21 protein-coding genes are annotated in these 25,110 nt (G+C 69.2%); 17 read left to right on the top strand and 4 right to left on the bottom strand.

The features are described 5' to 3' along the window. Positions 1 to 99: 99 nt before the first annotated feature. Positions 100 to 708 (bottom strand): TIGR03085 family metal-binding protein, encoded by a 609-nt coding sequence (locus RPIT_RS06410; RefSeq protein WP_077341655.1) that lies wholly within the window; start codon positions 706 to 708, stop codon positions 100 to 102. Positions 709 to 740: 32 nt separating this feature from the next. Between RPIT_RS06410 and hisI the strand changes: the two genes are divergently transcribed. The 11 genes from hisI to RPIT_RS06355 all read left to right on the top strand — a co-directional run bounded on the left by hisI (position 741) and on the right by RPIT_RS06355 (position 13,144). Then, complete coding sequence (gene hisI / locus RPIT_RS06405) at positions 741 to 1,055, top strand: phosphoribosyl-AMP cyclohydrolase (protein ID WP_077341654.1); 315 nt, start codon at positions 741 to 743, stop codon at positions 1,053 to 1,055. Beyond that, complete coding sequence (locus tag RPIT_RS06400; RefSeq protein WP_077341653.1) at positions 1,052 to 2,539, top strand: anthranilate synthase component I; 1,488 nt, start codon at positions 1,052 to 1,054, stop codon at positions 2,537 to 2,539. Before hisI ends, RPIT_RS06400 begins: the two co-directional genes overlap by 4 nt. Further along, a complete protein-coding gene (locus RPIT_RS06395) occupies positions 2,536 to 2,928 on the top strand; it encodes a hypothetical protein (protein WP_077341652.1) in 393 nt (130 codons plus the stop codon). Before RPIT_RS06400 ends, RPIT_RS06395 begins: the two co-directional genes overlap by 4 nt. Before the next feature lie 54 nt (positions 2,929 to 2,982). Then, positions 2,983 to 3,189 carry an HGxxPAAW family protein gene (locus tag RPIT_RS06390; RefSeq protein ID WP_077341651.1) on the top strand — a complete coding sequence of 69 codons (207 nt, stop codon included), beginning with the start codon at positions 2,983 to 2,985 and terminating at the stop codon, positions 3,187 to 3,189. Then, positions 3,186 to 3,971, top strand: coding sequence for an indole-3-glycerol phosphate synthase TrpC (gene trpC, locus RPIT_RS06385; protein WP_077341650.1), 786 nt, complete (start codon positions 3,186 to 3,188; stop codon positions 3,969 to 3,971). Before RPIT_RS06390 ends, trpC begins: the two co-directional genes overlap by 4 nt. Positions 3,972 to 3,982: 11 nt before the next feature. Continuing rightward, a complete protein-coding gene (gene trpB, locus RPIT_RS06380) occupies positions 3,983 to 5,218 on the top strand; it encodes a tryptophan synthase subunit beta (protein WP_077344239.1) in 1,236 nt (411 codons plus the stop codon). A 23-nt stretch (positions 5,219 to 5,241) separates the two neighbouring features. Further along, positions 5,242 to 6,063 (top strand): tryptophan synthase subunit alpha, encoded by an 822-nt coding sequence (gene trpA, locus RPIT_RS06375; protein ID WP_226996389.1) that lies wholly within the window; start codon positions 5,242 to 5,244, stop codon positions 6,061 to 6,063. Next, a complete protein-coding gene (locus RPIT_RS06370) occupies positions 6,060 to 6,683 on the top strand; it encodes an SCO family protein (RefSeq protein ID WP_162274510.1) in 624 nt (207 codons plus the stop codon). Before trpA ends, RPIT_RS06370 begins: the two co-directional genes overlap by 4 nt. Before the next feature lie 143 nt (positions 6,684 to 6,826). Then, positions 6,827 to 11,356 carry a glutamate synthase large subunit gene (gltB, locus tag RPIT_RS06365; RefSeq protein WP_077341647.1) on the top strand — a complete coding sequence of 1,510 codons (4,530 nt, stop codon included), beginning with the start codon at positions 6,827 to 6,829 and terminating at the stop codon, positions 11,354 to 11,356. Beyond that, the gene (locus tag RPIT_RS06360) at positions 11,349 to 12,815 is read left to right on the top strand and encodes a glutamate synthase subunit beta (protein WP_077341646.1); all 1,467 of its coding nucleotides are present in this window, start codon (positions 11,349 to 11,351) and stop codon (positions 12,813 to 12,815) included. The genes gltB and RPIT_RS06360 overlap by 8 nt, the downstream gene beginning before the upstream one ends. A gap of 23 nt (positions 12,816 to 12,838) precedes the next feature. Next, positions 12,839 to 13,144 carry a putative quinol monooxygenase gene (locus RPIT_RS06355; RefSeq protein ID WP_077341645.1) on the top strand — a complete coding sequence of 102 codons (306 nt, stop codon included), beginning with the start codon at positions 12,839 to 12,841 and terminating at the stop codon, positions 13,142 to 13,144. Between the two features lie 9 nt (positions 13,145 to 13,153). On the opposite strand, the gene RPIT_RS06350 is transcribed toward RPIT_RS06355, so the two are convergent. The 3 genes from RPIT_RS06350 to RPIT_RS06340 are packed head-to-tail and all read right to left on the bottom strand — an operon-like array spanning position 13,154 to position 17,167. Continuing rightward, positions 13,154 to 14,305, bottom strand: coding sequence for an ABC transporter ATP-binding protein (locus RPIT_RS06350; RefSeq protein WP_077341644.1), 1,152 nt, complete (start codon positions 14,303 to 14,305; stop codon positions 13,154 to 13,156). Positions 14,306 to 14,323: 18 nt separating this feature from the next. Beyond that, positions 14,324 to 16,072, bottom strand: coding sequence for an ABC transporter permease (locus RPIT_RS06345; RefSeq protein ID WP_093664830.1), 1,749 nt, complete (start codon positions 16,070 to 16,072; stop codon positions 14,324 to 14,326). A gap of 6 nt (positions 16,073 to 16,078) precedes the next feature. Further along, the gene (locus RPIT_RS06340; RefSeq protein ID WP_077341643.1) at positions 16,079 to 17,167 is read right to left on the bottom strand and encodes an ABC transporter substrate-binding protein; all 1,089 of its coding nucleotides are present in this window, start codon (positions 17,165 to 17,167) and stop codon (positions 16,079 to 16,081) included. Between the two features lie 223 nt (positions 17,168 to 17,390). Here RPIT_RS06340 and dnaE point away from each other — a divergent pair, with 223 nt between their 5' ends. Genes dnaE through hisH form a run of 6 tightly spaced genes read left to right on the top strand, consistent with a single transcriptional unit; the run spans position 17,391 to position 25,106 of the window. Further along, positions 17,391 to 20,930, top strand: a complete 3,540-nt coding sequence (gene dnaE, locus RPIT_RS06335) for a DNA polymerase III subunit alpha (RefSeq protein ID WP_077341642.1) — start codon at positions 17,391 to 17,393, stop codon at positions 20,928 to 20,930. Next, positions 20,930 to 21,499: a hypothetical protein gene (locus tag RPIT_RS06330; RefSeq protein ID WP_077341641.1), complete on the top strand. Its 570-nt coding sequence runs from the start codon at positions 20,930 to 20,932 to the stop codon at positions 21,497 to 21,499. The genes dnaE and RPIT_RS06330 overlap by 1 nt, the downstream gene beginning before the upstream one ends. Before the next feature lie 10 nt (positions 21,500 to 21,509). Continuing rightward, positions 21,510 to 22,808, top strand: a complete 1,299-nt coding sequence (gene hisD, locus RPIT_RS06325) for a histidinol dehydrogenase (protein ID WP_077341639.1) — start codon at positions 21,510 to 21,512, stop codon at positions 22,806 to 22,808. After that, a complete protein-coding gene (locus RPIT_RS06320) occupies positions 22,805 to 23,893 on the top strand; it encodes a histidinol-phosphate transaminase (protein WP_077341638.1) in 1,089 nt (362 codons plus the stop codon). The genes hisD and RPIT_RS06320 overlap by 4 nt, the downstream gene beginning before the upstream one ends. After that, the gene (gene hisB, locus RPIT_RS06315; protein WP_077341637.1) at positions 23,890 to 24,498 is read left to right on the top strand and encodes an imidazoleglycerol-phosphate dehydratase HisB; all 609 of its coding nucleotides are present in this window, start codon (positions 23,890 to 23,892) and stop codon (positions 24,496 to 24,498) included. The genes RPIT_RS06320 and hisB overlap by 4 nt, the downstream gene beginning before the upstream one ends. After that, the gene (gene hisH / locus RPIT_RS06310) at positions 24,495 to 25,106 is read left to right on the top strand and encodes an imidazole glycerol phosphate synthase subunit HisH (RefSeq protein WP_218121574.1); all 612 of its coding nucleotides are present in this window, start codon (positions 24,495 to 24,497) and stop codon (positions 25,104 to 25,106) included. The genes hisB and hisH overlap by 4 nt, the downstream gene beginning before the upstream one ends. Positions 25,107 to 25,110: the final 4 nt, after the last annotated feature.

Genomic DNA, 25,110 nt, shown 5'->3' with positions numbered 1-25,110 from the left:
GGGTCTGGCTCTCAGGAGCCGACCGGGCCTTGCCTGATACACCATCATTCCGGCAGTCGCGGCCCGTCGCAGGGATTCGGGGCGATTGACGACCTTCGGCTACAGGCTTCCCACGGATCGCCGCCAGGCGTCGACGCTCTCCGGCTCTCCCGTGATGTCGACGTCGGCGTCTCGGCCGCTGAGGTGCAGCAGCAGTTCCGAGGGCAGGCCGCTGACGTGGACGGTGCGGTCGCCGCTCCCCATCGGCACCTCGTCGCCCGTGTCGGTCCGGCGGAGGACGACTCTGAGGTGGGCGCCCGCCTGGGCCTTGCGGGCCAGCACCTTCGCCATCGGCCACAGCTCCTGCTGCTCGGCGGGCGTCAGCGTCTGCGAGCGTCCGTTGGCCCGCAGCACGTCCTCGTGGTGGATGAAGAATTCGCTGGTGTTGACGAGTTTGTCCAGCGGGCGCATGATCCAGCCGGGGCGACGCAGCGCCTCCACGAGGCCGGTGAATCCGCGGCTGTGCAACTCCTCGCGCTGGATCCGCTCCGTGAGTCCCGCGAAGCGGTCGACCCCGATCCCCGGCAGTGCCGCTGGCCGGTGCTCGCGGATGTACAGGTGCGCGGCGAGGTCCTGGACCTGCCAGCCGCCGCACCTCGTCGGTGCGAAGGGTCCGACGTCGGTCATGAGGTCGAGGATGGCGGCACGCTGGCGCTTGGCGAAGGTCATGGCCAAAGCTTAGGCGCTGGCAGAATGTGGGCATGCCCGTTTACAACGCCGACGGCCTCGTGCCCGCGATTGCCCAGGATGCCGATTCCGGCGAGGTGCTCATGCTCGCCTGGATGGACGAGGAGGCGCTGCGGCGCACGCTCGCCACCGGACGCGCCACCTACTGGTCGCGTTCCCGGGGCGAGTACTGGGTCAAGGGCGAGACCTCGGGGAACACACAGGAGGTGGTCTCGGTGCACGAGGACTGCGACGGCGACACGCTGCTGGTCCAGGTCCGGCAGACCGGGGCCGCCTGCCATACGGGCAACCGCACCTGCTTCTTCACCGCCCTGGAGCCGACGGCATGAGGATCACGCCATCGCTGGAGGAGTTCACCGAGTTGGCCAGCGGTCGCCGCGTGATCAGCGTCCACGCCAGGCTGCTCGCCGACGACCTGACCCCCGTCGCCCTCTACGACCTGCTGTGCGGGGACCGCGAGGGCACCTTCCTGTTCGAGTCCGCCGAGGCGGGGGTGTGGTCGCGCTACTCGTTCGTCGGGGTGCGCTCGGCGGCCACCCTCACGGAGGTGGACGGCCGAGCCCACTGGATCGGGCAGGAACTGGTCGGCATCGACGACGGCGATCCGTTGCAGGTGCTCCGACAGACCCTGACGGAGCTCGCCACCCCCGCCACCCCGGGCCTGCCGCCGTTCCACGCGGGCATGGTGGGCTACCTCGGCTACGACGTCGTGCGCCGGCTCGAGCGCCTGCCGGACACGACCACCCGGGACCTGCCAGTGCCCGAGCTGGTCATGATGCTGAGCAGCGAGGTCGCCGTCCTCGACCACCACCTGGGCGAGCTGTGGCTGATCGCCAACGCGATCAACTTCGACGGGACCGACGAGGGCGTCGACCGGGCCTATCGCGGCGCGGTCGCGGCCGTCGAGGCGATGGCGGAGGCCGTCCGCCGGCCCCGCGCGTCGCGGGCCACCCAGGAGGGTCAACGGCGGGCCCTCGCGGTCCACCGCCAGCGCAGCTCCGAGGAGTTCCGCGCCGCGGTCGAGGCCGCGAAGGAGGAGATCCGGGCCGGAGAGGCATTCCAGATCGTGGTGTCCCAGCGCTTCGACGTCTCCACGAGCGCAGACGCTCTCGACGTATACCGGGCTCTCCGTGTGACCAACCCGAGCCCCTACCTCTACCTGCTGCGGCTGCCGGGGTTCGCCATCGTGGGGTCCAGCCCGGAGGCGCTCGTCACCGTCCAGGACGGCCTCGCCACCACCCGCCCCATCGCCGGGTCCCGGCCGCGCGGGGCGACACCCGACGAGGACCGCAGGCTCGCCGACGAACTGCTGGCCGACCCGAAGGAACGGGCCGAACATCTGATGCTGGTGGATCTGGGCCGAAACGATCTGGGGCGCGTCTGCGAACCCGGCAGCGTCACCGTGGACGAGTTCATGAACGTCCACCGCTACAGCCACATCATGCACCTCGAGGCGGCCGTGTCGGGGCGCGTCAGACCCGGTCTGAGCGCCCTCGACGCGACGCTCGCCTGTTTCCCCGCCGGGACGCTCTCGGGTGCGCCCAAGGTGCGCGCCATGGAGATCATCGACCGCCTCGAGGTCTCGCGCCGCGGCGTCTACGGGGGTGTGGTGGGCTACTTCGACTTCGCCGGCAACTCCGACGTCGCCATCGCGATCCGCACGGCCGTGATGGCCGACGGCGTCGCCCACGTGCAGGCCGGGGCGGGGATCGTCGCCGACTCGGTCCCGGAACTGGAGGACGCCGAGTGCTCGCACAAGGCGCGGGCGGTGCTGACCGCGATCGCACGCGCCGAAGCGCTGGGTCGACCGTGACCGGCCGGTGGGCCGTGACGCTGCTCGCGGCCCTGGCCGGCGTCGTGGCGGGTGCGACCGCGCAGGCCGCCGGGTCGCCGGTCGCCTCGCTGGCGTGGGCACTCCTGGCCGGCGTCGGGCTCTCCCTGATGCTGCGCGGCGGCGGCCTGCGCGTGCTGGGGGTGCTGCTCACGGTCCTGGCCACGGCCTCGGCCGGGTGGGCGGTGCAGGCGCGTGTGTGGCCCTCCGCGGCGGGCTTCGCTGTGGTCGCGCTCGCCTCGGTGGGCATCACCGTGGCGGGCCCGCGCTGGGCCGGACGCTCCCGGGCCGCGGTCGATCGCCCCAGGGATCTGTGGCAGTCGATGGACGCCGGGGAGGACCCGACAGCTGAGCACGGCGTGCCGCGCTGACTGCAGCACGGTAGTCTCACTGTTCACAACGTGTCTGACAGGAGGGCCAATCCCATGACGAGTGCGCCGAAGTACTACCACCATGGCCGGAGCCCCGCCGCGTGGGCGGGCTCCATCGCCGCCGCGGTGGGCTTCATCATCGTGGCCATCGCCGCCATGCTGGGCCCCAACTGGACGCTGGTCATCATCGGCGCGGCCATCGTGCTCGTCGCAGGTCTGGCGACCCTGATCATGAAGATCATGGGGTTCGGTCAGCCGTGACCGTCCTCGACGAGATCGTCGCTGGAGTCCGCGAAGACCTCGCCGAACACAAATCGCGGGTCCCGCTCGACGACGTGCGCCGAGCAGCCCGTGAAGCGCCGCCGGCGCTGGACCCCATGCCGCGGTTCCTGGCCGATGAGTTGGCCGTCATCGCCGAGGTGAAGCGCCGATCGCCCTCCAAGGGCGCACTCGCCGACATCGCCGACCCAGCCGCCCTCGCGGCATCGTACGAGCTGGGCGGCGCCGCTGCGATCTCCGTGCTCACCGAACCTCGCCGCTTCGGCGGGTCGCTGGCCGATCTCGACGCGGTGCGGGCGGCGGTCCAGATCCCCGTGCTGCGCAAGGACTTCATGGTCGACGAGTACCAGTTCTACGAGGCGCGTGCGCACGGCGCCGACCTGGTCCTGCTCATCGTGGCCGCTCTCACCGACGACGAGCTGCGCCGGTTCGCCGACCTGACGGGCGAACTGGGCATGACGGCCTTGGTGGAGACCCACACGCCCGACGAGGTGGACCGGGCACTCGCGGGTGGCTTCCCGCTCATCGGGGTCAACAACCGCAACCTCAAGACCCTCGACATCGATCTCGACACCTTCGCCCCGCTCGCCCGACGCCTGGGCAGTGGGGTCGTCCGCGTGGCCGAGTCGGGCATCTTCACGCCCCAGGACGCGGCCCGGGTAGCCTCGGAGGGAGCCGACGCCATCCTCGTCGGCGAAGCCCTCGTCAAGCACGGCGACCCGGTCGGCGCGATCCGCAGCTTCAGGGCTGCCTCAGAAAGGTAAAGGTGAGCCAGATGAGCACCCCAGATGCCACTGGACATTTCGGTCGGTTCGGCGGACGGTTCGTCCCCGAGGCCCTGCAGGCAGCCCTCAACGAGCTGACCGAGGCATTCGCGCAGGCGCAGGCCGATCCGTCGTTCACCGCGGAGCTCGCACGCCTGCAGCGGGACTACTCGGGACGCCCCACCCCGATCACCGAGGCCGACAGCTTCTCGAAGGAGTGCGGCAACGCGCGTGTGCTCCTCAAGCGCGAGGATCTCAACCACACCGGCGCCCACAAGATCAACAACGTGCTGGGCCAAGCGCTGCTCACCAAGCGGATGGGCAAGACCCGCGTCATCGCGGAGACCGGGGCCGGCCAGCACGGCGTGGCGACGGCGACGGCAGCCGCGCTGCTCGGACTGGAGTGCCGGGTCTACATGGGCGAGGTGGACACACAGCGCCAGGCCGTCAACGTTGCCCGCATGCAGCTCCTCGGCGCCGAGGTGCACGCCGTGGCTGCCGGGTCGCGCACGCTGAAGGACGCCATGAACGAGGCCATGCGCGACTGGGTCACCACCGTTGACACGACGCACTACCTCATCGGCACCGTCGGTGGTCCGCACCCCTTCCCCTACCTCGTGCGGGAACTGCAGCGTGTCATCTCGACCGAGGCGCGCCAGCAGATGCTCGACGACCACGGGGCGCTGCCCGACTACGTGGCCGCCTGCGTCGGGGGAGGGTCGAACGCGATCGGCATGTTCGCCGACTTCATCCCCGATGAGTCGGTTGCCCTCTACGGGTTCGAGGCCGAGGGCGAGGGCATCATGTCCGGCCGGCACGCCGCGACTATCTCCGCCGGCACGCCGGGCGTTCTCCACGGCGCGCGCACCTACGTGCTGCAGGACGAGGACGGTCAGACCATCGAGTCCCATTCGATCTCCGCCGGCCTCGACTACCCGGGGGTCGGGCCCGAGCACGCCCACCTGGCGCAGACGGGGCGCGCCATCTACGAGCCGGTCACCGACGCCGACGCGATGGAGGCGTTCCGCCTCCTGACCCGGACCGAGGGGATCATCCCCGCCATCGAAACGGCCCATGCCCTGGCCGGGGCCATGCGCCTGGGCCGGCGGATCGCCGAGGAGGATCCGTCCGCGCGCCCCACCATTCTGGTGTGCCTCTCGGGCAGGGGCGACAAGGATGTGGCCACCGCCTTCGACTACTTCGGCCTGTCCGGTCAGCCCGACGCCATCGTCGGAGGCCTGTCGTGAGCCAGTTCACCGACCCCGCCCGGCTGGGCCGCTCCGGCCAGCTGGTGTCCGACCTGCTGGACCAGGGGCGTCCGGCACTGGTCGCCTACCTGCCGGTCGGCTACCCCAGCGTCGAGGACTCCCTCAAGGCCGTCACCGCCGTCGTCGAGGGCACCGACGGTCGCGGTGCCGACATCGTCGAGATCGGCATCCCGTACTCCGACCCCCTCATGGACGGTCTGGTCATCCAGCACGCCACCGCCAAGGCCAGGGCGCGCGGGGTGCGCACCCGGGACGCCTTCCGCGCGGTGGAGGCGGCAGCAGCCGCAGGCGCGACACCCATGGTGATGAGCTACTGGAACCTCATCGAGGCCTACGGCGCCGAGGCGTTCGCGCGCGACCTCGCGGCCGCCGGGGGCGCGGGCGTCATCACGCCCGACCTGCCGCCCGACGACTGCCCCGAATGGTTCGCCGCCACCGACGGCTACGAACTCGATCGCGTCTTCCTCATCGCCCCGTCGTCGACGGACGAGCGCATCGAGCTCACGATGTCGTCGTGCCGGGGCTGGGTGTACGCATCGAGCGTCATGGGCGTCACCGGAGCCCGGGCGGCGACGTCCGACGCGGCCCCGGTCATCACCGAGCGGGCCCGCTCCATCGACCCGGGGTTGCCGGTCGGCATCGGGCTCGGGGTCTCGACGGGCGACCAGGCCGCCGAGATCGGGTCCTTCGCCGACCTCGTCATCGTGGGCTCGGCCCTGCTCAACTGTCTCGCCTCCGACGGTCTCGACCTGCAGAGCGACCTCATCGCGCTGCGCAAGCTGGCCGACGACCTGGCCGACGGGGTGGCGAGGGCGCGGCAGTGATCGGTCGCCGTCTGCTCCTCCTGACCGCCGCGGGCGCTGCGGTGGTGGCGGCCTGTTCTCCCTCGGACGGGGGACCGGTGGCGTCGGTGGCCGACGACGGCTCCGACTGGCACGGGACCGGGCTGGAGTCCGGCGGCAACCCCCTGCCCGATGTGACGCTGACCGACCAGGACGGCAACCCGTACAACCTGGCCGAGGACCCGTCCACCGCAGCGGTGGTGCTGTTCTTCGGCTACACCAACTGCCCGGACGTCTGCCCGGGGATCCTGGCCGACATGGCCACCGCCAAGCGCCGCCTGCCCGAGGACCTCGTCGACGACGTGACCCTGATCGTCGTGACCACGGACCCAGCGCGGGACACCCCGGAGGCGCTCAAGGAGTACCTCGCGCGCGTGGACGACTCGTTCATCGGTCTGACCGGCAGCCTGGACGACATCAAACCCGCGGCGCTCAGTCTGGGCATCGACATCGCCGAGGGCAAGCAGTTGCCCAGCGGTGGTTACGAGGTCGATCACGGCTCCTACGTGCTCGGCTTCGGCGAGGACCGGCTACTGCGCGTGGTCTGGAACGAGGTTCCCGTCTCGGGCATGAAGGACGATTACGCCCGCCTCATCGGCTAGCACCCCGACATATTTCAGCCGTGTAACAGTCTTCTTACGCTCTGTCGCCGGACACGGGATGGGTTGGAACGGCGTTGTCACCGGGCTTAGTGTTTCATCGCGCGGCCTTCGCCGCAGCGTAGAAGCGAGCCCGAGGAGGCACCATGGCACGAAGCGTGTTCCCACAGCGCGAGAGGGTCGGCCTGTACGACCCCGAATTCGAGCACGACGCCTGCGGGGTTGCCTTCGTCGCCAAGCTGGACGGCATCCCGCGGCACGAGATCGTGGCCCAGGGGCTCGAGGCGCTGCGCAACCTCGACCACCGCGGCGCGACGGGTGCGGACGAGGCCGCCGGCGACGGCGCCGGCATCCTGCTGCAGGTGCCGGACCGTTTCCTGCGCGGCGTCGTCGACGCCCGGCTGCCGGATCCGGGCGAGTATGCCGTCGGGTTGGCGTTCCTGCCCACCGACGAGGCGCGACGCCAGGAGAGCAGGAGCGCGATCGAGGCCATCGCCGACGAGCTGGATCTCGATGTGGTCGCCTGGAGAAGCGTTCCAGTCGACACGTCCACGCTGTCGCCGATCTCGGTCGGCGCGATGCCGCACTTCGAACATCTCATCGTCGCGGGCCGGGCGGGTCAGTGGGGCATTGAGCTCGACCGCATCACGTTCGTGCTGCGTCGCCGGGCCCAGCACGAGGCCGGGGTCTACTTCGCGTCGTTGTCGTCGCGCACGCTGGTCTACAAGGGCATGCTCACCACCCAGCAGCTCGAAGAGGTCTTCCCCGAGCTGCACGACGAGACGATGGAGTCGGCGCTGGCGCTGGTCCACTCGCGGTTCTCCACCAACACGTTCCCCGCCTGGGAGCTCGCCCACCCCTACCGGATGATCGCCCACAACGGCGAGATCAACACGGTGCGCGGCAACCGCAACTGGATGCGCGCCCGCGAGGCGCTGCTGACCTCCGACAAGTTCCCCGGGTCGCTGGAGAAGGTGTTTCCCATCTGCACGCCGGAGGGGTCCGACTCCGCCTCCTTCGACGAGGTGCTGGAGCTCCTCCATCTCGGCGGACGGTCCCTGCCCCACGCGGTGCTCATGATGATCCCCGAGGCGTGGGAGGGGCACGCGGAGATGGACCCGCAGCGGCGCGCCTTCTACGAGTTCCACTCGATGATCATGGAGCCCTGGGACGGGCCCGCCTGCATGACCTTCACCGACGGCTCCATCATCGGGGCCACGCTCGACCGCAACGGGCTGCGACCCGGCAGGTACTGGGTGACCCGGGACGGGCTCGTCGTCTTCGCCTCGGAGGCGGGCGTCCTGCCCATCGAGCAGGCCGACGTCGTGAGCAAGGGACGGCTGCAGCCCGGACGCATGCTGCTGGTCGACCTCGACCGCCACGCGCTGCTGTCCGACGAGGAGGTCAAGGGCGCGCTCGCGGCCGAACACCCGTACGAGAAGTGGGTCAGTGACAACAAGATCGAGCTTGACCAGCTGCCCAGCCGGGCCCACATCGTCCACTCCCACAGCTCCGTGGTTCGTAGACAGCAGGTGTTCGGCTACACCGAGGAGGAGCTGCGCCTCATCATCGCGCCGATGGCGAACGCGGGAGCCGAACCGATCGGCTCCATGGGCACAGATTCCCCCATCGCGGCGCTCAGCAGCCGTCCGCGCCTCATCTTCGACTACTTCAGCCAGCTCTTCGCCCAGGTGACCAACCCGCCGCTCGACGCGATCCGCGAGGAACTGGTCACCTCGCTGACCGCCAAGATCGGCCCGGAGCGCAACCTGCTGCAGCCGGTGCCGGAGGCCGCGCGGCTCGTCATCATGAAGCGGCCGATCCTGGATTCGGAGCAACTCGCCAAGATCGTGCGGCTCAACCGCGACGGCGACCTGCCGGGCTACGGCACGCACGTCGTCAAGGGTCTCTACAAGGTGGCCGGGGGTGGTCGGGCGCTCGCGTCGACGATCGATCAGCTGTGCGACGAGGTGTCCGCGGCCATCCGCGGAGGGGCCAGGGCGATCGTGTTGTCCGACCGGCACTCCACCGCCGAACTGGCCCCCATCCCGTCGCTGCTGCTCACCGCAGCGGTCCACCACCACCTCGTGCGGGAGAAGACCCGCACCCAGGTGGGGATCGTCGTCGAGGCGGGTGACGTCCGCGAGGTCCATCACATCGCCCTGCTCCTGGGCTACGGTGCGGCGGCGGTCAACCCCTACCTGCTGTTCGAGTCCGCCGAGGACCTGGCCCGCCGGGAGATCTATGTCGAGGTCGACCCGGCCAAGGCGATCGAGAACGTCTCCAAGGCCCTCAGCAAGGGCGTGCTCAAGGTGATGAGCAAGATGGGCGTCAGCACGGTCGCCTCCTACACGGGGGCCCAGATCTTCGAGTGTGTCGGCCTCAGCCGCGAGGTGGTCGACCGCTACTTCACCGGCACCTCGAGCCGGCTCGGCGGTCTCACGCTGGCCCAGATCGCCGATGAGATCAAGGCCCGCCACCAGAGCGCGTACCCGTCCGACGGCATCCCGCTGGCCCACCGCAACCTGCTGGTGGGAGGGGAGTACCAGTGGCGGCGCGAGGGCGAGCCGCACCTCTTCGATCCGGAGACGGTGTTCCGGTTGCAGTACTCGACGCAGAACGGCGACTACGCGGCCTTCAAGCGGTACAGCTCTCTAGTCAACGAGAACTCGTCGCGCATCATGACGCTGCGCTCGCTGATGGAGCTCAGGGGGCGCGAGCCGATCAGCATCGACGAGGTGGAACCCGCCTCGGAGATCGTGAAGCGGTTCTCCACCGGGGCGATGAGCTACGGCTCCATCTCCATGGAGGCGCACCAGACGCTCGCCGTGGCCATGAACCGGATCGGGGCGAAGTCCAACACCGGCGAGGGGGGCGAGGATCCCGAGCGGCTCCACGACCCGCAGCGGCGCTCGGCCATCAAGCAGGTGGCTTCCGGTCGCTTCGGGGTGACCTCGGAGTACCTGACCTACGCCGACGACCTTCAGATCAAGATGGCCCAGGGGGCCAAGCCCGGCGAGGGCGGACAGCTGCCGGGCAAGAAGGTCTACCCGTGGGTCGCCAGGACGCGCCACTCCACCCCCGGCGTCGGGCTCATCTCACCCCCGCCGCACCACGACATCTACTCGATCGAGGACCTCAAACAGCTGATCCACGACCTCAAGTGCGCCAATCCGTCTGCGAGGGTCCACGTCAAGCTCGTCTCCGAGCTGGGGGTCGGCACGGTGGCCGCCGGGGTCAGCAAGGCCAAGGCCGACGTCGTGCTGATTTCCGGTCACGACGGCGGCACCGGCGCTGCCCCGCTGACGTCGGTCAAGCACGCCGGCGCGCCCTGGGAGCTCGGCCTCGCGGAGACCCAGCAGACGCTCCTGCTCAACGGGCTGCGCGACCGCATCGTCGTGCAGTGCGACGGCCAGCTCAAGACCGGCCGCGACGTCCTCATCGCCGCCCTGCTCGGCGCCGAGGAGTTCGGGTTCGCCACTGCACCGCTCGTGGTGAGCGGCTGCATCATGATGCGCGTGTGTCACAAGGACACCTGTCCGGTGGGTATCGCCACCCAGAATCCCGCGCTGCGGGGCAAGTTCCACGGCGACCCCGATCACGTCGTCAACTTCTTCATGTTCATCGCCGAGGAGGTCCGGGAGCTGCTGGCCTCGCTCGGGCTGCGCTCGATCGAGGAGGCGGTGGGCCGGGTGGATCTGCTCGACGTCAGCCGCGCGGTGGGGCACTGGAAGACCCAGGGCCTGGACCTCGCGCCGATCCTCGCCGCCGTCGAGCTGCCGGAGGGGACCGCACTCCATCGCACCACGACCCAGGACCACGGCCTCTCCGACAAGCTGGACGTCGAGCTGATCCGCCTCGCCCAGCCCGCCCTTGCCGGGGGACAGCAGGTCCGTCACACCGTCGCGGTGCGCAACGTCGACCGGACGGTCGGCACCATGCTCGGCCACGAGGTCACCAAGGCCACGAACGGCGAGGGCCTGGCTCCCGGGACGATCGAGTTCACCCTCATCGGCACGGGCGGCCAGAGCTTCGGCGCGTTCCTCCCGCGTGGGATCACGATCAGACTCGTCGGGGACTCCAACGACTACTTCGGTAAGGGGCTCTCGGGCGGCCGCCTGATCGTCACTCCGCCGTCGGACGCGGGATTCGACCCGGCCACGCAGATCGTGGCCGGCAACGTCATCGGCTACGGGGCCACGTCCGGGCAGCTCTTCCTCCGCGGGCTCGTGGGAGAGCGGTTCTGCGTGCGCAACTCCGGCGCCACCGCCGTCGTCGAGGGGGTGGGCGATCACGGCTGCGAGTACATGACGGGCGGCGAGGCCCTCATCCTCGGCCCCACCGGCAGGAACTTCGCCGCCGGCATGTCCGGCGGGGTCGCGTGGGTGCTCGACCTCCACCCGCTGCGGTTGAACACCGAGTTCGTCGACCCCGTCGACCCGACGGATGCCGACGTCGCCCGGATCCGGGAACTGCTCGCCGAACACCGCGAGGAGACCGGATCGCTGGTTGCCGACGACCTGCTGAGGCTGTCCGACGACGAGCTTCGCCTGCGCTTCACGACCGTGCAGCCGCGGGACTACGCGCGCATCATGGAGGTGCGTGCCCGGGCTCTCGCCGATGACCTGACCGACGACGACACCACCACACTCATGATGGAGGCCGCTCATGGCTGATCCCACCGCGTTCATCACCACCCCGCGCGAGGTCGCGGCCCGACGCCCCGTCGAGGAGCGGGTCGGCGACTGGCGGGAGGTCTACCCCGGCACACCGGGCCGGGCGCTGCTGCCGATCATCTCCCGGCAGGCGGGGCGCTGCATGGACTGCGGCATCCCCTTCTGTCACAACGGCTGCCCACTCGGAAACCTCATTCCCGAATGGAACGAGCTCGTGTGGCGCGAGGAATGGCAGCCCGCGTTGGAGCGGCTCCACGCCACGAACAACTTCCCCGAGTTCACGGGCCGGCTCTGCCCCGCGCCGTGCGAGACCGCCTGCGTGGTCGGCATCAACCGCGACCCGGTGACCATCAAGAACGTCGAGGTCGCGATCATCGACAAGGCCTGGGACGACTCGAGGGTCACTCCCCAGCAGCCCGAGTGGCACACGGCCAAGACCGTCGCCGTCGTGGGCTCCGGTCCCGCCGGGCTGGCCGCGGCCCAGCAGCTCACCCGGGCCGGCCACACGGTCGTCGTCTACGAGCGTGCCGACGCGGTCGGCGGGCTGCTCCGCTACGGAATCCCGGAGTTCAAGATGGAGAAGTCCGTGCTCAACCGCCGTCTGAAGCAGATGGTGCTCGAGGGGACGCAGTTCAAGACCGGCGTCGAGATCGGGGTCGACGTCACCGGCGAGGACCTGCTCGACAGCTACGAGGCCGTCGTGCTGGCCATCGGCGCGACGGTGCCCCGCGACCTGCCGGTGCCGGGCCGTGAGCTGCGCGGCATCCACCAGGCGATGGAGTTCCTCCCGCAGGCCAACAGGGCGGCGCTGGGGGAGAGCGTGGATGGCCAGATCACGGCCGAGGGCAAGGATGTCGTGATCATCGGCGGGGGAGACACCGGAGCCGACTGCCTCGGCACCTCCATCCGACAGGGTGCGCGCTCCATCACGCAGCTCGAGATCATGGGCATGCCCCCCGAGTCACGGCCCGTCAACCAGCCCTGGCCGACGTACCCGATGACCTTCAAGGTCACCTCGGCGCACGAGGAGGGCGGGGACCGGATCTACGCCGTCTCGACCAACCGTTTCGTCGGGGACGACGATGGACGGGTCGCCGGGCTCGACATCGTCGAGGTGCGCTTCGACGGCGGCCGCTTCGAGCCGGTGGCGGGCACCGAGAGGCACATCCCCGCCCAGTTGGTGCTGCTCGCAATGGGCTTCACCGGACCGCAGCAGGCCGGCCTCGTCGATGAACTCGGGCTCGAACTGGACCCGCGCGGCAACATCAAGCGCGACGAGTCCTTTGCGACCTCGGTGCCGGGTGTCTTCGCCTGTGGGGACGCGGGCAGGGGGCAGTCGCTCATCGTCTGGGCGATCGCGGAGGGCCGCAGCTGCGCCCAGGGGGTGGATGCGTTCCTGAGCGGCACCTCGAAGCTGCCCCGGCCCATCGGGCCGGAGCTCCGACAGCTCCTGGTCTGAGGGCCGGAGCTAGGATCGGGGACATGAAGACACTCTTTGCCGAGTTCACTGCACTGCCCGGCCACGAGGAACGCGTTTCGTTCCTCATCCAGGGCCTCGCCGACAAGGTGCGGCAGGAGCCCGGCAACGTCGTGTTCCAGCCCTTCACCCGCGAGGACCACCCGCGTCGCTGGTTCGTCTTCGAGCAGTACGCCGACGAGGCCGCGTTCGAGGCGCACATCAACGCGGACTACGGCGCCGAGTTCAACGCGGAGCTGGCGCAGCACATCGTCGAGGAGGGCTCGGAGCTCACCTGGCTCGTGGAGCCGAGCTCTCCGTCGCCCGCCTGACGACGGTGGCTACGAGTCGCGGGGCAACAGCCAGGCCCGCTCGGCGTTGAAGCGCACCTCCACGTCCGCGCCCTCGGGATGGATGTCGGCCACGTTCGGGTCGGCCACCACGGCCGCCATCTTGCCGTGCTCGGTCTCCACCTCGTACTCGACGGTGTCCCCGAAGAACACCGAGGTGACCACCCTTCCCTCGTGACCGTCCAGGTCGCCCGCACCGTGCGAGCCGACCGACACCAGACGGAGGGATTCGGGGCGCACGAGCAGCACGACGTCCTTGGCGGATGCGGCGTCGGGGTGCGCCGGGACCTGAACGCGCTGCCCGAGGACCTCGACGGTGGCCCTGCCGTCGCCGTCGTGTGAGATGACGCGCACGTCGAGGAAGTTGGCCCGCCCGATGAAGTCGGCCACGAATACGGATGCCGGGTGCCGGTAGATGGTCTCGGGGGGCGCCGCCTGTTCGACCTGTCCCTTGTTCATCACGACGATCCGGTCGGACATGCTCATGGCCTCGGACTGGTCGTGGGTGACGTAGACGCTGGTGATGCCCAGGTGGCGCTGCAGCCGCCGGATCTCGAGGCGCATCTGCTCGCGGAGTTTGGCGTCCAGGTTGCTCAGCGGCTCGTCGAACAGCAGGACCTTGGGCTTCATCACCATGGCGCGGGCGAGAGCCACCCGCTGCTGCTGTCCACCGGAGAGCTGATTGGGGGCGCGGTTGGCGTACTGCTGCAGGTTCATCGACTCCAGCGCCAGGTCGACCTCCTCGTTCAACTGGGTGGCGGGGAGCCGGCGCAGCTTGAGCCCGTAGCCCACGTTGTCGCGCACCTTGAGGTGGGGGAAGAGTGCGTACGACTGGAACACCATAGCCATCGGACGCTTGTTCGGCGGGATGTCGATCATGTTTCGTCCGTCGAGCACCACCTCACCGCCGGACGGGTCCTCGAACCCTGCGATCATGCGTAGCGTGGTGGTTTTACCGCACCCCGAGGGCCCGAGCAGCGTGATGAACTCACCCGGCTCGATGTCGAGATCAATGGCGTCGACCGCGGTGACTTTCTCTGGTCCGTTGCCGAACTCCTTGGTCAGACCGCGCAGTTGTAGGCGGCCAACCGTGTCCGTGGGGGTCCCTTCCAGCAGCTTGTCTGCGGCGGCGAGGTCGGTCATCGTGGTGTGCTCCTTCGATCAGGCGGCTGGTGGAATGGTGGGGGCGGCCGATCCCTTGCCGCGCATCCCCAGGTTGAGCAGGCCGATGACCGCCAACACAATGAGGATGAGGATGGTGCAGTAGGCGAAGGCGTTGCCGAAGCGTCCCGCCTCCACCTCTGAGAGGATCTGCGAGGTCATGATGCGGGTGCGCGGGGTGGTGATGAAGATGATCGCGGAGATGGTCGTCATCGAGCGGGCGAAGGCGTAGGTGAGACCGGACAGCAGCGCCATCCTGATCAGTGGGATGGTCACCTTGCGGAAGGTGGTCAGTCCACTCGCGCCCAGCGACGTGGACGCCTCGTCGATGGCCGGATCGATCTGCTGGAGGGCCGCGACGCCGGAGCGCTGACCGGCCGGGATCGAGCGTGCGATGTAGACCATCACGATGGCCATGGCGCCGGCGAAGATGGCACCCCCGCCCGCGAGAGCGGGCAGGAATCGGCGGCCCCAGGCGTCCACCGGCGTGTTGTAGGCGATCGCGTACCCGATGCCCAGCACGGTGCCCGGTACGGCCAGCCCGAGCATGCCGAGGAAGTCCATGGCGCCCGCCCAGCGGCGCAGTTTGCGCACGACCAGCCAGGCGATGAGCATGCCGAGCACGCCCGCGATCGGCGTGGCGATGAGGGCCAGGACCGTGGTCGTGATGATGGCGTCGGAACCGATGCCCTGGAACAGGTAGCGGTAGTTGTCGAGCGTGAACGTGTTGTTGACGCCGAGGATGCGCACGAAGCCGCCGAGGATCACCGTGCCGTAGATGGTGATGATGAGCACCATGATGAGCCCGACGACCGCGAGCACCGGGATGCGGGCCGCGTTGGACGCGTTGAGCTTGGCGGAGCCGGCCGGCTTCCCGGTGACAGTGACGGCCGATTGCCGGTTGGCCCAGTACCGCTGCACGATGAACACCAGGAGCGCCGGCACGAGGAGAACCATGGAGTACGCGGCACCGGCGGCGAGGTTGTACTCGCCGATGATGGCGATGTAGGCCCTGGACGCGAGAACCGTGAAGTCGCCGCCCAACACGATGGGGTTGGCGAGGTCGGCGATGGACTCGACGAAGAGCAGCAGGAACGAGGCAGCGAAACCGGGAATCAGCATGGGCAGGGTCACCGTACGGAAGACCTGCCACTTGTTGGCGCCCAGGCTCTGCGACGCTTCGTCCATGGAGGGATCCAGCGACCGCAGCATGCCGAGCAGGTTGAGATACGCGACCGGGAAGAAGGAGAGCGCCAGGACCAGGGTCAGACCCCCGAGGCCGTAGACGTTCCAGTTCAGCCCGAGCAGTTGCTTGCTGATGATGCCACCCCGGCCGAACAACGTGATGACGGCGGTCGCGACGGCGAAGGGGGGCGACACGATGGGCAGCAGCGACAGCAGGTGGACGATCTTTTTGCCCCGCCACTGGAGCCGCGCCTGGGCGTAGGCCAGGACGAATCCGATGAGCGTGCCGATCGCCGCCACCAGAAGCCCCAGGACCACAGTGTTGACCAGGATCTTCCTGTTGACCGGCGAGGTCCACATCCCCGTCAGCGTGTCCAGGCCCCGCTCCGAGAAGGCCGTCAGGAACGTCCGTCCGAGGGGGAGGAGAACCAGGAAGAACAAGATGGCCACGACGATCGCGATGAGCGCGATCGTGACCGGATCCTGCCGCACACGGCGGCGCTTGCGCCTGGGCGGCGGCGCCGCAGGGTCGATGGCGGCGGGGGCTTCCAGTGTGGCGGTCATAGCCGGTTACTCCTTGGGAGCGGCCGCGATCTCTGCGTCGAAGCGGGCCGTCAGTTCCTCCTTGGCCTCCGCGGCGGCCTTGAAGTCGTAATCGACCAGCGTCACATCGTCGAGGTTCACCATGCGCTCGTCCGGGGCGCCGTTCGGATTCGTGAACAGCTGGTAGGACTGATGCTGCGGGCCGATTTCCTGAGCCTCGGCCGACAGGGCCCAGTCGTAGTAGAGCTTGGCCGCGTTCGGGTGCTGCGCACCCTTGATGAGCGCCACGCCGCCGATCTCCCAGCCGGTGCCGTCGCTCGGGATGGTCGTGACGAGGTCAGTCATGCCCTGTTCCTCGTACTTGACGCAGTCATGGCTGAACACGATCGAGGTGGCGACCTCGCCGCGGCCGGCGGACTGTGCCGGTGCGGAGCCGGACTTGGTGTACTGCAGGATGTTGCTGTGGAGCTGGCGCATCCAGTCCATGCCCTCCTCCTCGCCGCCTCGGAGGACCACCTGGGTCCACAGCGTGGTGAAGGCGGTCCCGGACGTGGCGGGGTGGGCCATCATGACCTGTCCCTTCAGTTCGGGCTGCAGGAGGTCGTCCCAGGTCTCCGGTGCCTCGATGCCGAGGCTGTCCAACACGGCCTGGTTGGAGCAGAAGCCGAGCACGCCCACGTAGATGCCGCCCCAGTAGCCGTCGGGGTCCATGTACTCGTCGTCGATGTCGGCGGCTGCAGGCGAGTCGTACTGCTCGAGCAGGCCGGCCGCAGCGGCGACGTTGTACCCGTCGACCGGGCCGCCGTGCCAGACGTCGAACTCGGGGTTGCTCTTGGCCGACTCGAGTCGTGCGACCGCCTCCCCCGAGGCGAGGCGGACGTAGCTGGTGGCGATGCCGGTCTCCTCCTCGAACGCGCCGACCCAGGCCTGGCAGACGTCCTCCTGGTTGCCGCACGCGACGACCAGGGAGTCCTCCGCCTCCGGAGCGACGCTCTCGGAGCCGGAACCGGCGGGCGCGGGACTCGTGTCGGGCTCGTCGATGGCGCAGCTGGTGAACAGCAGCGCGGTAGCAGCGGCTCCGGCTGCCAGGGCTCGTGCGATGCGGTGTCGGGTCATGGGTGCCTCCTGTGGCTTGTGGCGTGGAGGTGCCGGCAGCGGACCTCCGTTTGGACTAGGTAAACAGAAAGTGACCGGAGTATGTCCGGATTGGGAACAAATCGTGGCCAAGTCGTGATGAACCCACCCGGGTAGTCTGCTACCGGTGCGCCACCCGCTGGACTCTCTGGGGGAGGGGTAGGGTGGGGCGCCGTCAGGAACGTGGGAGCAGGAGGCAGCCAGGGTGTCGGATCAGTTCGTCCATCTCCACTGTCACACGGAGTTTTCGATGCTCGACGGCGCGGCGCGGATCAAGGACCTGTTCGCCGGTGCTGAGCGGATGGGGATGCCCGCACTCGCGATCACCGACCACGGCAACCTGTTCGGCGCTTACGAGTTCTACAAGGCGTCCAAGAGTTTCGGGGTCAAGCCGATCATCGGCCTCGAGGCCTACCTGACGCCCCGGACCCACCGCTCGGAGCGCAAGAGGGTGCAGTTCGGAGACGGGACCGGCGACGACGTGGCTTCCAAGGGTGCCTACACCCACATGACCATGTGGGCAGCGGATCCAGCGGGAATGCACAACCTCTTCCGGCTGTCGAGCCGTAGCTCGCTCGAGGGATTCTTCTACAAGCCGCGTGCCGACCGGGAGCTGTTGAACGAATACGGCAAGGGGCTCATCGCGACCACCGGTTGCCCCTCGGGCGAGGTGCAGACGTTCCTGCGGCTGGGTCAGTACGACAACGCGGTGGCCGCGGCGGCGGAGTTCCGTGACATCTTCGGGGAGGGCAACTTCTACGTCGAGCTGATGGACCACGGCCTGGACATCGAGACCCGGGTCCGCCACGACCTGCTGCGGCTGGCCAAGGACCTCAGCCTTCCGCTCGTGGCCAGCAACGATCTCCACTACGTGCACGCGGACGACGCCGATGCCCACGACACTCTGCTGTGCGTCTCGGCCGGTTCGCGCAAGGCCCAGCAGGACCGCTTCCGCTTCGACGGCAACGGCTACTACCTGAAATCCCCGGCCGAGATGCGGGCCCTGTTCCGGGAGGTGCCGGAGGCCTGCGACAATACGTTGGCCATCGCCGAGCGCATCGAGACCTCCTTCGACGAGGGGATGGGCACCTTCATGCCGAAGTTCCCCGTCCCCGACGGGGAGACCGAGGACACCTGGTTCCACAAGGAGGTGGAGCGCGGCCTCCACGAGCGGTACCGGGGCAACATCTCCGACGAGGTGCGCCGGCGCGCGGAGTTCGAGACCAACGTCATCGCGTCGATGGGATTCACGGGCTACTTCCTCGTCGTCGCGGACTTCATCAACTGGGCGAAGAAGAACGGGATCCGGGTGGGCCCGGGCCGGGGTTCCGGTGCTGGTTCGATCTGCGCCTATGCCCTGCGCATCACCGATCTCTGCCCGCTGCAGCACGGACTGCTGTTCGAGCGGTTCCTCAACCCCGAGCGTGTCTCGATGCCGGACTTCGACATCGACTTCGACGACCGCCGCCGCAGCGAGGTCATCGCCTACGTCTCCGACCGGTACGGCTCCGACAAGGTGGCCCAGATCGTCACTTACGGCTCCATCAAGGCGAAGGCAGCGGTCAAGGATGCCGCCCGCGTCCTCGACATGCCGTTCGCCATCGGCGAGCAGATCACCAAGGCCATGCCTGCGGACGTGATGGGCAAGGGCGTGCCTCTGGCCGACCTCTTCGACGAGCAGCACAAGAGGTACGCCGAGGGCAACGAGTTCCGCGAGCTGTACCAGTCGTCGCCGGATGTGCGCACGGTCGTCGACACGGCGAAGGGTTTGGAGGGGCTGAAGCGTCAGTGGGGCGTCCACGCGGCCGGCGTCATCATGAGCTCCGACCCGCTCATCGACATCATCCCGCTCATGAAGCGGGAGGCCGACGGTGCGATCATCACCCAGTTCGACTACCCCGGCTGCGAGTCCCTCGGCCTCATCAAGATGGACTTCCTGGGGCTGCGCAACCTCACGGTCCTCGATGACGCGGTGCGCAACATCAAGCTCAACCGGGATTTCGATCTCGACCTCGACGAGCTCGTGCACGACATGACCGACAAAGCCTCCTACGACCTTCTGGCCAGCGGCGAGACGCTCGGGATCTTCCAGCTCGACGGCGGAGGCATGCGCACGCTGCTGCGCCAGATGCAGCCGGACAACTTCGAGGACATCTCTGCGGCGCTGGCGCTCTACCGCCCCGGGCCGATGGGCGCCCAGTCCCACACGAACTACGCGCTGCGCAAGACCGGCCTCCAGGAGATCGTGCCGATCCACCCCGAGCTGGCCGAGCCGCTCGAGGACATCCTGTCCACCACGCACGGCCTCATCGTCTACCAGGAGCAGGTTCAGCAGATCGCCCAGCGCGTCGCCGGCTACTCCCTGGGTAAGGCCGACCTGCTGCGCCGCGCCATGGGCAAGAAGAAGAAGGAGGTCCTCGACGCCGAGTTCGTCCCCTTCTCCGAGGGGATGAAGGCCAACGGCTACTCGGACGGGGCCATCAAGGCGCTGTGGGAGATCCTCGTGCCCTTCTCCGACTACGCGTTCAACAAGGCTCACACCGCCGCCTACGGGGTCATCTCCTACTGGACGGCCTACCTGAAGGCGAACTACCCGGTCGAGTACATGGCGGCCCTCCTCCAGTCGGTCCGCGACGACAAGGACAAGTCGGCCCTCTACCTCGCCGAGTGCAGGCGCATGGGCATCGAGGTGCTCCCGCCCGACGTCAACTCCTCGGAAGTGATGTTCACCCCCGTCGGCGACCACATCCGCTTCGGGCTGGGCGCGGTGCGCAACGTCGGCGACAAGGTGGTCACCGCCTGGGTCGCGGAACGCGCGGTCAAGGGCCCCGCGACGGACTTCCACGACTTCCTCGACAAGGCGCCGCTGCTGATGTGCAACAAGCGCGTCATCGAGTCCCTCATCAAAGCCGGCGCCTTCGACGAGATGGGGCACACCCGCCGCTCGCTCATGGGGGTGTTCGAGACGGCGGTCGATTCGATCATCGACGTGAAGCGCAACGCCGAGAACGGCCAGGACGGCTTCGACTTCGGCTTCGACGTCGGGGGCGGCGACGCCGCCGAGCAGCGGCACGATTCCGTGCCCGAGGTCGACGAGTGGGACCGCCGAACGAAGCTCGCCTTCGAGCGCGAGATGCTGGGCCTCTACGTCTCCGACCATCCGCTCAACGGCCTGGAGCACGTTCTCCAGACCAACGGGGACCGGTCCGTCGCCTCGATCGCGGCTGCGGACGGCTACCGGGGCCAGACCAAGGTGTGCGGGCTCATCACGGCAGTGAACCGGCGCGTCAACAAGGCCGGCAACATCTGGGCGCAGATCGTCATCGAGGATCTGACGAGCTCGATCGAGGTGACGGTGTTCCCCCGCACGTATGACCAGGTGGCCGCCCAGTTGGCGCCGGACACCATCGTCACGGTGGAGGGCACGGCCGAGTCCGGCGAGGACCGTGGCCGCATGCGCGCCTCCAACGTGTACTCGCCGCACATGAGCGCCGAGGGGCAGGTGGGCCCGCTGGCGCTCACCCTGCCCGCGGTGCGATGCACACCCGGTGTCGTGAACCGGCTGAAGGAGATCCTCGCCCAGTACCCGGGCGCCGCTGAGGTGCACCTTGCGCTGCGGTCCGGGGAACAGTTGAAGACCTTCAAGTTGGGGGAGGGCTACCGCGTGGAGCTGACCTCCGCACTCTTCGCGGATCTCAAGGCCGTGCTCGGGCCCTCCTGCGTGGGCGTCGGGAGGTCGGACTGATGGCCGATGATCTGCTCGTGGTGAGCCGCGGCGGGCAACTTGCCGACCTGTGGGAGAGACCCGCCTGGCGCGTGACCGCCTACCTGGTGCTGGTCGCGGCGCTGGGCGCCATCGGAGGCCTGCTGTGGTCGGCGCTCACCCCGCTGAGCTCGTACACGGTGCGTGAAGAGCTCAACGCCGCCATCACTGAGCGCGGCCAGGCCCAGATCGTGGCCGGCGACGTCGTCTTCGCGCTCCTCGCGGCGCTGATCGGCCTCGTGGTCGGGGTCGTCGGCTGGGCGATCCTGCACCGTCGGGGATGGCTGGTGACGTTCGTGCCCGTGCTGGCCGCAGCCGCGGCGGCGCTGGTCATGTGGCGGGTCGGGACCATGGTCGGCCAGACAGGGTTCTCCGTCCGCCTTGCCGCCGCTGCGCCCGGCGACACGGTCCCCATCGACCTGCAGCTGAGATCGATGGCTGCCCTGCTGGTGGCACCCTTCGCAGCGGTGACGCCGATCATGCTGCTCGCGGCGTTCTGGCCGGAGCCCCGCCGTGAGCAGCCGCGGCCGCCGTCGGTGGTGGCCCACTAGAATTGCGCTTGTGCTGCGAACCCTTGACTTCACCGACGCCGACGGCGCCTACCGTTCACGCCTCCCGCGCCCGAACTTCGACGTGGAGGCGGCCGTCGACGTCGTCCGCCCGATCGTCGAGGGCGTTGCCCGGCACGGCGAGCAGGCACTCAGCGAGTTCTCGCAACGCTTCGACCACGTGGTGCCCGATCAGTTCCGCGTGCCGGCTGACGCGCTGGTGCGCGCCGCCGACGACCTCGATCCACAGCTCGCCGAGGCCTTCACCGAGGCGATCCGTCGCCGTCGCCAGGTCGCGAAGGCACTGGAACTCGAACCCGAGATGCCGGCGGTCACGCTGGCCGACGGGGCTCGGGTGGGGCTGCGCAACATCCCCGTGGACCGCGTGGGCCTCTACGTACCGGGTGGGCTGGCGCCGCTGGCGTCGAGCGTGATCATGAACGTGATCCCGGCCCAGGTGGCCGGGGTTCGGTCCATCGCGGTCGCCTCCCCGCCGCAGCGGGACTTCGGGGGGCTTCCGCACCCGAACATTCTCGCGCTCTGCCACCTGCTCGGAGTCGACGAGGTCTACGCGGTCGGCGGCGCCCAGGCTGTGGCGATGTTCGCCCACGGCGTCGAGGGCCTGTGCGAGCCGGTCTCGCTCATCACTGGTCCCGGCAACATCTATGTGGTGGCCGCCAAGCGGCTCGTGCGCGGGCTCGTCGGCATCGACTCCGAAGCCGGCCCCACCGAGATCGCCATCGTCGCCGACGACACGGCCAACCCCGCCTACGTGGCCGCGGATCTCATCTCTCAGGCCGAGCACGACCCGATGGCGGCGTCGGTCCTCATCACCCCATCGGTCGATCTGGCGGACGCCGTCCAGGGGGAACTTGCCACCCAGGTGGCAAAGACCCGCCACCGCGATCGCGTCACGACCGCCCTGACCGGGCAGCAGTCGGCGATCGTGCTGGTGCGCGACATCGACCAGGCCGTCGCCGTGGCCGACGCCTACGCCGCCGAGCACCTGGAGATCCAGACCGCCGACGCATCCGCCGTCGCGGCGCGCATCGGCAACGCGGGTGCCATCTTCGTCGGCGACTTCTCGCCGGTGTCGCTCGGCGACTACTCGGCGGGCTCCACCCACGTGCTCCCGACCGCCGGCTGCGCCTGCCACTCGTCGGGGCTGACGGTCCGCTCCTTCGTCCGCACGGTGCACGTGATCGACTATTCCCGTGGAGCGCTGTTGGAGGTGGCCGACGGGGTCGAACGGTTCGCCCTGGCCGAGGATCTGCCCGGCCACGCCGCGGCGATCTCGGTGAGACGCCGATGATCACGCTGGAGGAGTTGCCGCTGCGGGCTGACCTCGTGGGGCAGGAGCCGTACGGCGCCCCACAACTGGACGTGCCGGTGGTGCTCAACGTCAATGAGAACCCCTATCCGCCGTCGCCGGCGGTCCGGCGCGAGATGGCCGACGCGGTGGTCGCCGCCGCAGGCACCCTCAACCGCTACCCGGACCGGGAAGCGCTGGCCCTGCGCTCCGATCTCGCCGCCTACCTCGGCCACGGCCTGGCCGCGGAGCAGATCTGGGCCGCGAACGGATCGAACGAGGTGATGGCGCACCTGCTGACGGCCTTCGGCGGACCGGGGCGCAAAGTGCTCGCCTTCACTCCGACCTACTCCATGTACCCGGAGTACGCCCGGAACACGTGTACCGAGTACGTCACCGCTCCCCGGCGCGCTGACTTCACCCTGGACGCGGCGTCGGTGCAGGACGCCGTCCGCGAGCACGAGCCGACGGTGCTCATCATCGCGACGCCGAACAACCCCACGGGCACCGTCACCGACCCCGACGTCATCGACGAGATCTGCGCGGGAACCGACGCGATCGTCGTGGTCGACGAGGCCTACCAGGAGTTCGCCGACACGCCGAGCGCGCTGTCCCTGCTGCCCAGGCACCCCCGGCTCGTGGTGAGCCGCACGATGAGCAAGGCGTTCGCGCTCGCCGGGGGCCGCGTCGGCTACCTGGCCGCCGCCCCCGCCATCGTCGATGCCTGCCGGATCGTGCGCCTGCCGTACCACCTGAGCGCACAGACCCAGGCCGTCGCGCGGGTGGCGCTCGCCCACGCCGACGAGCTGCTGGCCCAGGTCCGCTCGCTCGCGGCGGAGGCGCGCGCCTTCGAGCAGTGGGCGCGTGGGCGGGGGTTCGAGGTCATCGACTCCCAGGCCAACTTCACCCTGTTCGGCCGGTTCCCGGACCGCCACCGCGTGTGGCAGGCTCTGCTGGACCGGGGAATCCTGATCCGAGAGACGGGCCCCGATGGATTCCTCAGGGTGTCGGCCGGCACCCCACAGGAGATGGCGGCCCTGCGGGCCGCCCTCGACGACATCAACCCCCTGGAGGCATCGTCACGATGAACCGCACCGCCACCATCGAACGCGCGACCAGCGAGTCGACGATCACCGTCAGTATCGACCTCGACGGGACCGGGGCATCCACGATCAGCACCGGGGTCGGCTTCTACGACCACATGCTCACCGCCCTGGCCAAGCACTCGCTCATCGACATCACGGTCGAGGCGCGCGGCGATCTCCACATCGACGGCCACCACACGATCGAGGACGTCGCGATCTGCCTCGGGCAGGCGCTGAAGGACGCGCTCGGCGACAAGGCCGGGATCCGACGCTACGGGCATGCCGTCGTGCCGCTCGACGAGGCGGTCGCCGAGGTCGTCGTCGACGTCGCAGGACGGCCCTACGTGACCTGCCAGGGCGAACCGGACGGTCAGGCCTACGCGCTCATCGGCGGATCGGGAGTCCCGTATGCGGGCTCGATGACCTACCACGTGTTCGAGGCGCTGGCGCTGAACTCCGGCCTCTGCCTGCACCTCACGCTGCGCTCGGGCCGCGACCCGCACCACATCGTCGAGGCTGAGTTCAAGGCACTGGCGAGGGCGCTGCGCCAGGCCGTCGAGCGGGATCCACGCCACGACGGCGTGCCGAGCACCAAGGGCGCGCTCTGATCAGGCGGGTCGGGCTGCTGGACTACGGCTCCGGGAACCTGCACTCCGCCGCACGGGCGCTCAGCGTCGCCGGCGCGGACGTGACGGTCAGCTCCGACCTTGCAGAGCTCCGCACCCTCGATGGCCTCGTCGTGCCCGGCGTCGGCGCCTTTGCCGCGTGCATGGACTCTCTGAGCCGGTCCGGCGGCGCCGACCTCATCAGGGAGTGGGCGGCGGCTGAGCGCCCTCTCCTGGGGATCTGCGTGGGGCACCAGGTCCTGTTCGACCAGGGCCACGAACACGGGCTGGTCACGCCGGGCATCGGGCTCTACGAGGGGGCTGTTGTCGCCCTCGAGGCGCGCCGGCTCCCGCACATGGGCTGGAACACGGTCGACCCCGGCGACACCGAGATCCTGTTCGAGGGGCTCCACGGTGAGCGCTTCTACTTCGTGCACAGCTACGCCGCGCCCGGCCCGGTGACCGCCGTCCGGGCCGCGACGGCCGAGCACGAAGGCAGCCGTTTCGTGGCGGCCGCGCAGCGCGGAACGGTCTCGTCGACGCAGTTCCACCCGGAGAAGTCGGGCGCTGCGGGTGCCCGACTGATCGCCAATTGGCTGCGAGGTCACTAGGGTG

The organism is Tessaracoccus flavus (assembly GCF_001997295.1).
Lineage (GTDB): Bacteria > Actinomycetota > Actinomycetes > Propionibacteriales > Propionibacteriaceae > Arachnia > Arachnia flava.
The sequence above is the reverse complement of the archived record's forward strand: the minus strand, read 5'-3'. Positions and strand labels throughout refer to the sequence as shown.